Here is an 11,936-nt window from a genome sequence, read left to right as displayed (position 1 = left end):
CTCTATCTCTTGCGATTTTTAGTACCTCCATTACATCGTCAAATCTCCAAGCGATATCATAAATTCCGTACTCTTCCCTTAATCGTATACCGCGCTCCAGCAGATCCTGCGGTACGATATTTACGTAATCTTCATCTATAAACACAATATCTTCTTCAACTGACATAATCTCTCCTTCCATTAAAATTTAATTTATTGCAAAGACTTTTCTATATCGTTTATTAGGTGATGAAGCGTTTCGAGACGACTAGAACTTGGATTATTTTGGTTCAAAATTCTAAAATATCGCTATATTTCATCGTCTTTATATTGCGCTCGTCAAAAGATGGAGATATATATTTTTCGTTCATCTTAATGATTTTTGCGATATAGCTCTCGCTTATACCATTTTTCGTTTTTGTGCGATATATGCGTCAAAGGGCTTTTGGTCGATATCATTGCTCTTTCTGTAAAACTGACCTAATAGGTTTTAACTAACCTAATAAACAACTGAATTATTCTAAAACAATTATAACATAAAAAGAAACAAAAATAATTAAAATTACTAAAAGCCCTAAATATCCGTATTTAAAGGAAGCAAAAGAGATTTAAAAGAAGTAATTGAAAATTAAAAGTAGCTTAAATGGTGGAGTTAAGCGGGATCGAACCGCCGACCTCTTGAATGCCATTCAAGCGCTCTCCCAGCTGAGCTATAACCCCAATAAAGATTTTGTAATTTTACATTATTTTACTTACAAAATTTTTAAATTACGGTGCTACGCTAAAATTTTCTCCGTAAAAGCCGCTATAAAATGAAATTTTAAGCTTGCATTGGGTAATATTTCATTTCTTTGCGCGGGAATAGCTCAGTGGTAGAGCGCAACCTTGCCATGGTTGATGTCGCGAGTTCGACTCTCGTTTCCCGCTCCATTTTACATTCTGTTTTGTATTAAACGTGCCCGGATGGCGGAATCGGTAGACGCAAGGGACTTAAAATCCCTCGGAATTTTTTCCGTGCCGGTTCAAGTCCGGCTCCGGGCACCACCTAATAAGCCGGCGCGGCGACATAGCCAAGTGGTAAGGCATGAGCCTGCAAAGCTTTGATCCCCGGTTCGAATCCGGGTGTCGCCTCCAGATCCTAAAAAAGGAGTTATTATGAGATACATACTAGCGGCTCTTTTGGCATTGATGGTTTTTAGCGGGTGCTCTAATACTTGGCACGGCGTAAAAGAGGATTCGCACAACGCGGCTCAATGGACCAAAGAAAAGGTTCACAACGGCGCCGAGTGGGTCGGAGAAAAAACCGAATAAAATTGCGCGCGCAGGTCTTGATCTGCGCGAACTTTCGGCGGGGTCTACCCGCCCTTAATCGGGAGATGGCTGAGCGGTCGAAAGCGGCGGTCTTGAAAACCGTTGAGGTGAAAGCCTCCTGGGGTTCGAATCCCTATCTCCCGGCCATTTTAATCTAATCCGAAATTCCCTTTTAACTTCAAAAATTTCACATTTTATTTATACTAATTTTCATTTAATGCTCTTTAGGCTAAAATTTTATCTCGTAGCAGGCGGCGTAGGCGGCGGCTCGTGCGCGCGCCAAATGTTATACGGCGGTAGGTGTCAAAATATGCCGAGGAGCTTTTAGTAGGTTCGTGTTAAACTCGAGTGCATTGCGGTCGTATTGATGGATGAAACATCGGAAGTTTTTTTGATTAACCCGTGCTAAAATAGCGCGCAGTAAGAGCAAGGGCGATGCTAAATTTAAATACTCGCCCGTCTGCCAGAAAGCGGTCGTGGGCTTAGCTGCGGAATTTAGCTATGAAATTTCAAAGTTTAGCAGCTGCAATGCCAGACGTAAATTTAAAATTTACCGACTCGCGCTTTTTAAATTTAGACTGGGTGCAAGTAAATTTCAAAATTTATCTTGCGCGAGCGCGCCGCCGTACTGCCGTGCCGTCGCGCAGATAAAGATCAAATGCGCCTGCGTACCTCTGAGTGATAAAATAAACGAGGGAAGCCGCGTAGCGCAAGCCTAGAACCGATACGCTCGCAATCAGACCGGGACTAGCGCAGCGAACAGGCGGCTTAAAAGTTGGCAAATTTAAGAAATATCGCAGGCTAGCAATCGGGGCGAGCAAATCTAAACAATAGCGCAGAATGGCGCAGGCAGGCAGTTTGATAAGCCGAAAGAGAAAAGTCTGCCAAATATCTGCGAGACGGAATTTAACTAGAAATAAATGAAAGGCTTAAATGCGAAAAATTTTACTATTTTTACTGCTTTGTGTGGGAGCTTTTGCGCTTGAGTGGGACGGAGCCGTCCTGCGGGGAGTGCTGCCAAACGGGCTTAAATACTATATTTTAGAAAATTCCGTGCCCAAAAATTCCGCCGTTTTCTATCTGATCGTGGATGCGGGCTCGATCGATGAGGGCCCTGATGAGCGCGGGCTTGTGCACTTCATAGAGCACATGTCCTTTAACGGAAGCCGCGATTTTAGCAAAAATGAGCTCATCAAAAAACTGCAGAGCCTGGGCGTGAAATTCGGCGCCGACGTAAATGCGCAGACGGGATATGACAGCACGATTTACACGCTTAGCATCGCGGTTAGCGAAGAAAATTTAAAGGACGTTTTTAAAATTTTTGCTTCGATTGCGGACGGAGTGGAGTTCAATCCGCTCGAGCTCGTAAAAGAAAGAGGCGTCATAATCGAGGAGGCGCGCAGCCGCGATACGCCGATCGCAAGGCTTTACGAGCGGATGGATGAGGAGCTTTATGGCGGCAGCGCGTATTTTAATCGTGCGCCGATCGGCGATATGGCGGTCGTAAAATCCGTAAGCGCGCAGCGAATCAAGGAACTCTATCAAAAAATTTACCAGCCCAGATCTATGAAATTTATAGCCGTGGGTGATTTCAAAAGGGATAAAATTTTAAAATTGCTAAAGCAAAATTTTTCGCCTCTTAAAAATACAAACTCCTACGCTCGCCAGGATATGGCCATTCCGTCTAGGCAGGGTTTGAAAATTTACAATTACGATACGAACGAAACATCGCTAAATTCCGTCAAAATTTCGTTTTGGGAGGAATTTGCGCCCCCAAGCAGCGAGGCGAATGCGAGAAAAATTTTAAAAAGCGAACTTATCTCAAGCCTCATCTCTACGATTTATGAGCGAGCGAAGGCTAGCGAAGGCGCGCTGCTGCGAGTTAATTTTTCCAGGTCGAATTTGCAGTTTCAAAAAACGATCTATAGCTTTGACGTCGCCGTTTTGGGCGGAGACTTTGACGGCGCGATCTCGCAGGCGCTCGGGCTAATCAAAGGCTTGCGAGATAGCGGCTTTGATGCGCGCGATTTCGCCCTTGCGAAGGATGCTTTGATCAGCTCGCGGCACAGCGCCTTCGAGCGCAGAAAAAGCGCAAATTCCGCGTTTTTTTCAAGAGAGATTCTTCATGCCGTAAAATCAGGAGCCGCTCTGCCTAGCGCCGCAAAACAGAGAGATTTGGAGGTAAAACTGCTGCGCGAGATCAGCCTAGAGGAGCTAAATTTAGAATTTAGGCGCCTGACGGATCTAAGCGAGGTGCACGCAAGCGTATTTAGCGGCTCCGGATACAATCTGGATGAGACCAAATTTAAGAAGTTGCAGGATGGCGCCAGGGCGATAAATACGCATGCCGCGCATAAAAAGCTGCCGGGTAGCTTGGTTTCTAAAAACCTGCCTGAGGGCAAAATTTTAAGCAAGAGCTTTGATCCGCGATTTAAATTTTATACCTACCTGCTTGAAAATAACGCGACCGTGATCTTAAAGCCACTTAAGACGCGCAAGGATTTCATCTCGTTTGCCGCGGTAAGCAGGGGAGGAATGTCCAATCTGGCGCATCCCGGGCTTGGCAGTTTTGCCGCGATGCTTTCAAACGAAAGCGGCGCAGGCGAGTTTAACAATTATGAAATTTCGCAAATTTTAAGCGGGCGGCAGGTGAATTACCGCAAAAATATCTCCGCGTTCTCGCACGGATTTTACGGAAGCTGCGGCTCGCGGGATCTAAAATGGCTGCTGGAAGCGATAAACTTAGAGCTTAGCTCTCCGCGCATGGACGAGAAAGCACTGCAAAATTTAAAGATCAAATCGCTCGACGAACTTGCGCGAAACGAGAAATTGCCCGGATATAAATTTAGCAGGGAATTTAGCGAGTTTTTTTACGGCGGCAATGCGCGAATGCGCCCTCTAAGCGCTGCGCAGATCAAAGCTCTTAACGCGGAAGAGTTAAAAAAGATCGTCTATGATAAATTTAGCAACGCCGCATCCTACACTTTCGTACTTAGCGGCGATTTTGAGTTAAAAGACGCCGAAGCCCTCATAAAAAAATATCTGGCGAACCTGCCTGTTCGCGGCGAACGCGAGGATTTTAAAGATGACGGCATCCGCAGCTTAAGCGGACGGCACGTTTTTATGCGCAACTATCAAAACTCCCCTAGAAGCGACGTCGCGCTTACCGCGATAAACAGATCCGCTCCATACTCGCTTGAAAATGCAATTAAAATTTCAGCCCTAGCTTCGGTGCTTCAGGAAGCACTTAGAGAGCGCATCAGAGAGGACGAGGGGCGTACTTACGGCTTTTCGGTCGCTTCGAGCCTAAGCCGCATCCCGTACGGGCACTCGAGCCTTCATATTTCGTTTTCCTGCGCACCGAAAAACACGGATCAAATTTTATCCACAATCAGAGAAATTTTTGTAGAAATCGCAGGCGGCGGATCGGACGTAACGCGGCATCTTGAAAATTTTAAAAAATCTCAGATTATCACGGCTCGCATCGCTCGCGAAAGCCCCGAGTTTTGGAACGACGCGCTCGTAAAATACGCGCTTTGGAATGAGGAGATCGCCGATTTTAAGACCTTTGAAAAGATCATAAATTCCATCACGCCAAAGGATATCGCGGAGGCGGCGCAGACCTATATTTTTGATACCGATGAAACCGTGAGGATAAATGCGCCGAAATTCTAGCGGGCTCGGCGCGTTTAAATTTTGCTCGTTAAATTTATTCCGCGCATTTAAATTTAACGGCGCTTGCACGGCAAATTTCGGCTTCGTAAATTTATGCAGTTTAAAAACGAACTCAAGAATAAAGCTCAATTAAATCTATCTGCATCGCGCATAGATTTTAGATAAATTTTATTTTGGAATAGATTTATCTCGCCGATATACCGCTATTTTGTTACATTTTTTCTATTGTTTGCATAAGTTGTATAATTGTTATCACTTTTATTGAAATTTAAAATATTATTGGCTAAATTTCCTCAGTCTTAATTTTTATTTTCAAAAAAAGGAGAAAAAATGATTGTCGGTTTTTGGGCCTGTAAGCCATGTAAAAGCGGCGCAGGCCGCAATTATTCCGCTTCCGTAAAAGGCGAGAAATCCACTCAAAATCGCTGCGGGGGGGGGCTTGCGCGCTCCTTAATAGTCGCGGCGTGCCTTTGCAGTCTAGGCATCGCGCAGGATTCGTCTGAAAATAACGCAACCAGGAGCGCTTCTATCAAAGAAAGCTCGGAGGCGCGAAGCTCCGCTGCGGCGATAAATAGTTATAAATTTCCCGAAATAGTAGTTGTCGGCAATATCGACTCGAGCCTTACGAGCGTCGGCGATAGCTACGGCGGTACGCAAAAGATAAGTAGGACGATGATCGAGTCGATGCCTAGCGGCAACGGCGACTTCGTGCAGCTTTTGCGCACCAATCCAAATGTGCAATTCAGCTCCACGAACCGCCAAAGCACGACGCTAGGCGAGATCAGCCCCGCAAACATCAGCATCAACGGCGCGAAGTATTGGCAAAATAACTTTATGCTCGACGGCGCGAATATGAATAATGACCTCGATCCCGCTAGAAACCCCGGCGGCAATCCTACGCGCTTTTCGGCGTTTGATACGATGAATTCCGTCTCGCAAGGTATGGCGATCGATAGCGACTTTTTACGAAGCGTAGAGGTGCACGATAGCGGCGTCTCGGCAAAATACGGCGGATTTACCGGCGGCGTGGTGGAGGCTAAGACGCGAGATCCTCGCGCGGGCTTTCACGGCAAATTTTCGATGCAGCACACCGAGGATAGCTGGACCAGATACCATATCTACGGCGATGAGCAAAACTTTGAAAACTCCGCTACGCCGCTAAATCAGCCGAGATTTGATAAGTGGATCACGAGATTAAATTTAGAGGGCACCGTTACAGAGGATCTGGGCTTGATGTTCGGCTACACCAACACTAGAAGTAAAATTCCGCTCAAGGCCTACGACAGAAGATACAACGCCGATACGACCATCACCGAGCGAGTTCAGAGGCGAAATATAGACAACTACTTCCTAAAAGCGCTCTGGTATGCAAGCGACCGCCTAACTATCACGCCGAGCGTAACCTACGCACCCGAGCGAAACAAGATGTTTAACGACCATATCAAGGATTCATACGCAGATATGAAATCGGGAGGTTTAAATTTAGCGCTTAAAACCGACTACGATGGCGATTTCGCTAGGTTTAATCAAATTTTATCCTACAGCAAGCTCGAGAGTTCGCGTGATGCCGAGAATGAATATTACAGGGCTTGGCAATACTCAAACGTAAAAAATTGGGGCAGTAAAATTTTTTCTGCTTCGGCGATAGAGGGCGGCTTTGGGGATCTCGATCAGACGCAAAAGAGCCTTTCATACAACGCAGATCTAGAGTTTAACGAATTTGATCTAGGCGGCAGCAAGCATAGATTTATCACGGGCTTTGAGTTTAAAAAGCAAGAGGCTAAATTTAATGTAAGAAAAGAATTTATGACCGCCAGCGGAATAGCACCGCTACCTGCGGGCGTAAATGCTTGCGATCCGAATGATGAACTCTGCTCTATAGACGATTCTTTTGCGAGGCTCGGTAGAAGCGGTCAGTTTTTTACGCAGAAAAGCTATTACAAGGGCAATACCAAGGTGGATATGAAGAGCTTGGCGGTTTATCTGGAGGATGAGATAAAAATCAATGATCTTACCTTGCGACCGGGCGTAAGATTAAGCAGGGACGATTATATGAAACAAACGACTGTAGCGCCGAGATTTAACAGCTACTACGATATTTTTGGCGACGGCGATTCTATTCTTAGCTTCGGTGCAAACCGCTACTACGGGCGCAATCTCTTTACCTACAAATTAAGAGAGGGTCGAGAGGGTCTTGCCACTACCTACACGCGTCCACGCAATGCTTATACTCAAAACTGGACGCAACTGCCAAAAGACCCATCTCTAACTAAATTTAACGAGCTAAGGGTGCCTTATGAGGATGAGCTGGTATTCGGGGCAAAGCAAAAGCTTGGGAATTTCGAGTTTTTCGGCAAATACGTAAGCCGCAAGGGCAGGGATCAGATCATCAAATCTACGCGAAGAGATCTAGGTCTAGCGCCGGATCCGAACTACCAAAACAACTACCAGACCTTCACCAACGACGGCAGAAGCGAAAATAAAATTTTAACTTTCGGCGTTAAGACGATCGATGATTACGAGGCTTTCGGTACGCTAAACGGCTTTGAGCTGGGCTTTGAGCATATCAGGATGAAGACCAATAATACCATTTACGATGAGAAGCTTGATAGAGAAACGCTTGAAGATGAAAAAATCGTCGAATACGACGGGAGGTTGATGAGGTTATCGGAGCTTCCGGCGCAGGACTACGCCAGACCTTGGACTGCAAGCCTAAACATCATCACGAAAATCCCAAGCTACGGCATTAGCGTGAATAACTTCCTATCGTTTAAAGGCTCGCAAGAGGCGATCGCCCGCACGGGCAAAACGCCTGCGGGCAAGTATCCTGCCAGATACGATAAATACGAAAAGGTAAATCTCGGCAAAAGCTACAGCTGGGATACGCGCATCGGATACGCTAAAAAGATGGCGGGCGAGGTGGAATTTTTTACGAATTTAGACATCTACAACGTCCTAAATAAGCGCAACAAAGCAAGACTCAGCAGCGACATCTCGCTCGATCTAGTCTATGAGGCGGGCAGGCAGTTTTGGCTGGAAGCGGGCATTCGGTGGTAGCGTAAGCTAAATTTGCGGAGCTTTTAAAATTTCAGGGCTCCGCGAAATTTCGTGAAATTTTTTTGAAATTTACGGCATTTCGCGGAATTTCAAATTTCACGCCGCGCTCCTTAAAATTCCGCATCGCTCGCTGTAAAATTTTAATGCACGCGAAATTATTAAATTTGCGTCCAAATTTAAGTTGAACCAATTTAAGGAGTCGAAACGGCTTTTTAAATTTTAACGCCGATATCGCTTAATAGGCTCTTTCATTGAAATATCACAAACTGCTTTTGAAATTTTGACGGGCTGATCTGCCGCTCTTTCAGCATGTAGCGGCAAACCCTTTCAAAATCCGCTCCGCTCATCATAAAACTGATAAATTCGCCCTTGTCGTCATAGATGATCAAAGTATCGATCGCACGAAAGCTAAATTTCCCCTCCGTGATCTTTGAAAAAATCAGCTTAGAGGCGAAAAACGGCAAAACCAATGCCGTCAGGCTCATAATAAAAATTATAAATCCTCTAAGGCTCTGTAAAAATCCAGCGAATGCGACGGCTATCACGATAAGCGAAAGCACAATGCCGATGGAATTTCTAGCCGGCACGATATGTCCGAATAGCGGCGTGGCGGTGAGCTTTATGAGCGATATTTCATCAAATTTTATGGATTTTGTGATTTTGCCTTTATTTACGTAGTTGATACTCCTGTTCGTCAAATGCACAAGGCGCGTATGGGCGCTGTTTAGATACGATATGACGGCGAATGCTACGAAAACAAACGGCGTATAGTATGGGAAAATATCCCCTATATATAGAAACACCAGTACCGCCAAAGGGGCGAAGATCAGATTATAAATAAAGAATACCACGATATTGTAGTCTTTGACGATGAGGGGTTTATTGTCAAATTGCGGTGGGTTTTGGCGCTCGGCGTCTTGCCTAGACTGCGACCGCTGCGGCTCGTCGTTAAAATTTTTCATTAAATTTACCCCCGTTTTTAAAATTTATCGCTAGCGGCTCGGGCGTTTTGTGGCGTTAAATTTGCCATTCTCGCCGCAGGCTTTAGCGAGGCCATCCCAAGCAGAGCCTGCTTGCGTCCTTTCAAAATTTTATTTCGTTGAAATTTATCAGCGCCGCGTATCGGTACCGCGTACGCTTGCCGCATCGCCGCATGAAATTTCGAGGCCTCACAGCTCGAAATCAAAGCAGTAAAACTCATCCGCCTCGCTCCAGAGCTCTTTTAGCGAACGTCCGTCTATCTGCGGCGCGGCGTAGAGTTCCCGCAGCGTGGCGAAATACCTCTCGCCGCTTGCATTTGCGCCCGCCTCATCCGCGCATCTTTGAAATGAGCAGCGATCCGCATAGGCGATGATCATATACTCTGCGCCGCATAGGCGAAATCCGAGCTCGGGCTCGCCGCCCTTAAGGACGCATTTTAGCAACATTTGCTCTATGGTTTCAAATGAGTATTTCGACATTTTGCTCCGATCTTAAAATTTTATCTTTTCCACCACATATCGCGAGCCGTTTTACTCCGCCAAAAACCCGAAGCGCTCGATCATATCCAAAAGCATATCGGTTCTGCAAATTTCATCGTCCAGCAGATCGTCGTATTGATCCCGCAGTCGCTCGGCGTCTTGCGCTACGGGCCCTAGATGCTCCCTAGCCTGCGCGGGTTCACCCTTCATCACGTAGTATTCGCCTAAGATCATGCGAGCTTGCGTCTTGCTAACCTCGTCGCCGTCGCCCTCTAGTGCTGCTTTTAGGCTCTGCACGCCGCCCTTCTCAAGCCCTCGAGCTGCATTGTCGCCTTGTTTAGATAAAGCTTCGCGTCCATTTTCGCTCCTTTGCAAAATTTTATTTAAAATAATAGAACAAATTTCCGCCGCACTCAAGATCCACGAACTCCTTGCTGTCAAAATAGAGCTTAAATTTCATGTGACTCAGGTATTTGGCGTCTTGCGCTTTCTCTATAAAATTTCTTATCAGCCGCTTTATCTTTCCGCCACCTTCGCGGCGTGCCGCGTCTTGTCTCGTGAAATAAAAAACTACGGGCACGTTGGACACCGCCGCGATATACCAAATTTTAAGCGGCGCTAAAAGCTCGCTTCGGTTTCGCAGCAGCTCCTCTACGGCGCCTTGGATCAGATCGGTGCGGATCTGCGACTCGAAGGACTCGACCGAGATATAAAAATTCCTTAGCCCGTTTAGTTTCTCGAAAAGCGGCGTGCGGGTGAGATAGCGCTTGATGCACTTTTTATCGGTGATTTTTGCGGCGTCTTTATCGAAGCGAAGCACGATCTTAAGCCACGCTGAGTCCTTACTCGCGCCGTAAAACGCGCTGATAGGACGAACCTTAAATTTAGCGTTTATAAACTCCAGTAAGCCGCTGATATTTTCGCTGTTTACGGCTATATTTTCTATGATCTCTTTACAGCGTCTGCTCTGATACGGGCTTAGATCGCAAAACATCGCGCGCCTTTAAATTTAAAGTGATTTAAATTTAGCCCGCATCGTAAGCCTCGAGCATATCGAAAGTCGGAGCGAAAAAGAGCGCGCCCGTCTTTGCGGTGCTGAAATCCAGTAGGCGGTCGTAGTTGCCTCGCGGGCGGCCGATAAACATACTCTCAAGCATCAGCTCCAGCGTGCTAAAAGTGCTTGCGTAGGCGATGAAGTAGGTTCCCGTTTCGCCGCCTTGCACAAACGGCATATTGCCGCGCACGACCTTTTTATCGTCGCCGACGTTGGCTGCGGCGGAGTGCGAGTTGCTAGGTTTTATCTCCTCGCTCATTTCGATATCGTTTTGTTTGCTACGCCCGATGACGCGCTCCTGCTCGGCGACGCCCGCGGCGTTCCATGCGCTCATATCGTGGATATATTTCTGCACGAAAAGGTAGCTGCCGCCCTTATACGCCGCATCCTCGTCGCCTACCTTGGCGAAAAAGTCGCGATCTGCGCCTTGCGGATTTTCGGTGCCGTCCACAAAGCCGATGATAGCGCGCCCGTCGTAGTATTTAAAGCCGCAGATCTCCTCCTCACACGTCGCGACGTTCTTTAGCGCGGCTCTGATCTCGCTTGCCATATCGTAGCAAATGGCTTGATTCCCCGCTCTGATGTGGATATGGATATCGCCTCCAGTAGCGGGCGCAGCGTGTTTATCGCCCCTAATCTCTTCGAAATTTTTTAGCTCCTTCGGCAAAGGCTTCGGCAAGCCGAGCATTTTCCACGCCTCAAAGCCCACGCCGAGCACGCAGCTTGTTTCGCTAGCCGCACCGAATCTCGTAACGGCGGTTTTGTTTAAATTTATCACCAGAGCGCAAAGGCCCTCGAAAGCCTTTTTGCAGGCGGTTTTGTCTACGTTAAAACGCCAGATCATAAACACGGTGTTGTTGCCGGGCGCGTCGGTTACGTTTTGGGATTTGACATGCACACAGGCGCAACTTTTTTCTTCACTCATTTTTCTCTCCTTTAAAGTGAAATTTTAAAAGGAATTTTAGCGCAATATCGGTAAACGGCGGGCGTAGAGATAGAATTTAGGTGGCTTTCGGGTTTGATTTTCGGCAGAGGAAATTTTATCTTTGATCGTTAAATTTGCGACGGCGATAAATTTAGGCTTTAAATTTATAAAATTTACGCCGAGTGGGAAAGCGAAATTTTAGAGTTTCGCAAGGACAAAATTTTAAAGTAGTGGCAGATGGGAAGGGATTCGAACCCTCGAAAGCTTGCACTTTACACGCGTTCCAGGCGTGCTCCTTCAACCGCTCGGACACCCATCTAAATTAAAAGTCGCGATTATAGCGAAAATCTAAAATTTTGCCAAATTCCGTTTTGGTGCGCAACCGCTCGCCTTTAAATTTAAAACGAGGCGCTTAGAATTTTATCGCGCTGCTTGGAATTTCGCCGTGCTGCTTGAAATTCTGCCGCGCCACGAA

Annotated in this window: 10 protein-coding genes and 6 tRNA genes; 9 read left to right on the top strand and 7 right to left on the bottom strand. The window is 46.5% G+C overall.

Going from position 1 to position 11,936, the window contains the following annotated elements:
• Window positions 1-228 precede the first annotated feature (228 nt).
• Window positions 229-372, top strand: coding sequence for a hypothetical protein (locus tag Q0117_RS03815; protein ID WP_297922757.1), 144 nt, complete (start codon window positions 229-231; stop codon window positions 370-372).
• 251 nt (window positions 373-623) lie between these two features.
• On the opposite strand, the gene Q0117_RS03810 is transcribed toward Q0117_RS03815, so the two are convergent.
• Window positions 624-699: transfer RNA gene (locus Q0117_RS03810), tRNA-Ala, on the bottom strand.
• Window positions 700-834: 135 nt separating this feature from the next.
• On the opposite strand from Q0117_RS03810, the gene Q0117_RS03805 reads away from it, so the two are divergent.
• The 8 genes from Q0117_RS03805 (at window position 835) to Q0117_RS03770 (ending at window position 8,022) form a co-directional block, all read left to right on the top strand.
• Window positions 835-909, top strand: a tRNA-Gly gene (locus Q0117_RS03805).
• Window positions 910-936: 27 nt separating this feature from the next.
• A tRNA-Leu gene (locus Q0117_RS03800) sits at window positions 937-1,023 on the top strand.
• A 16-nt stretch (window positions 1,024-1,039) separates the two neighbouring features.
• Window positions 1,040-1,113: transfer RNA gene (locus Q0117_RS03795), tRNA-Cys, on the top strand.
• 21 nt (window positions 1,114-1,134) lie between these two features.
• Window positions 1,135-1,290, top strand: coding sequence for a hypothetical protein (locus Q0117_RS03790; RefSeq protein ID WP_177387338.1), 156 nt, complete (start codon window positions 1,135-1,137; stop codon window positions 1,288-1,290).
• 59 nt (window positions 1,291-1,349) lie between these two features.
• Window positions 1,350-1,437, top strand: a tRNA-Ser gene (locus tag Q0117_RS03785).
• Window positions 1,438-1,766: 329 nt separating this feature from the next.
• The gene (locus Q0117_RS03780; protein WP_297922754.1) at window positions 1,767-2,009 is read left to right on the top strand and encodes a hypothetical protein; all 243 of its coding nucleotides are present in this window, start codon (window positions 1,767-1,769) and stop codon (window positions 2,007-2,009) included.
• 214 nt (window positions 2,010-2,223) lie between these two features.
• Window positions 2,224-4,965, top strand: a complete 2,742-nt coding sequence (locus Q0117_RS03775; RefSeq protein WP_297922751.1) for an insulinase family protein — start codon at window positions 2,224-2,226, stop codon at window positions 4,963-4,965.
• Window positions 4,966-5,295: 330 nt separating this feature from the next.
• A complete protein-coding gene (locus tag Q0117_RS03770; RefSeq protein ID WP_297922747.1) occupies window positions 5,296-8,022 on the top strand; it encodes a TonB-dependent receptor plug domain-containing protein in 2,727 nt (908 codons plus the stop codon).
• Between the two features lie 248 nt (window positions 8,023-8,270).
• Here the strand turns inward: Q0117_RS03770 and Q0117_RS03765 are convergent, their stop codons facing one another.
• The 6 genes from Q0117_RS03765 to Q0117_RS03740 form a co-directional block, all read right to left on the bottom strand.
• On the bottom strand, window positions 8,271-8,984 hold the full coding sequence (locus tag Q0117_RS03765) for a hypothetical protein (RefSeq protein ID WP_297922744.1): 714 nt from the start codon (window positions 8,982-8,984) through the stop codon (window positions 8,271-8,273).
• A gap of 207 nt (window positions 8,985-9,191) precedes the next feature.
• Entirely contained in the window at window positions 9,192-9,482 is a 291-nt protein-coding gene (locus tag Q0117_RS03760) for a hypothetical protein (protein ID WP_297922741.1), read from the bottom strand.
• 51 nt (window positions 9,483-9,533) lie between these two features.
• On the bottom strand, window positions 9,534-9,899 hold the full coding sequence (locus Q0117_RS03755; RefSeq protein ID WP_297922738.1) for a hypothetical protein: 366 nt from the start codon (window positions 9,897-9,899) through the stop codon (window positions 9,534-9,536).
• On the bottom strand, window positions 9,862-10,476 hold the full coding sequence (locus Q0117_RS03750) for a hypothetical protein (protein WP_297922735.1): 615 nt from the start codon (window positions 10,474-10,476) through the stop codon (window positions 9,862-9,864). The genes Q0117_RS03755 and Q0117_RS03750 overlap by 38 nt, the downstream gene beginning before the upstream one ends.
• A 31-nt stretch (window positions 10,477-10,507) precedes the next feature.
• The gene (locus Q0117_RS03745) at window positions 10,508-11,434 is read right to left on the bottom strand and encodes a Dyp-type peroxidase (protein WP_366807740.1); all 927 of its coding nucleotides are present in this window, start codon (window positions 11,432-11,434) and stop codon (window positions 10,508-10,510) included.
• Between the two features lie 258 nt (window positions 11,435-11,692).
• Window positions 11,693-11,780: transfer RNA gene (locus Q0117_RS03740), tRNA-Ser, on the bottom strand.
• Between the last annotated feature and the right edge of the window lie 156 nt (window positions 11,781-11,936).

This window comes from uncultured Campylobacter sp., from assembly GCF_937997535.1.
Lineage (GTDB): Bacteria > Campylobacterota > Campylobacteria > Campylobacterales > Campylobacteraceae > Campylobacter_B.
Note: the sequence above shows the minus strand (reverse complement) of the source record. Positions and strands in the feature narration are given on the sequence as shown.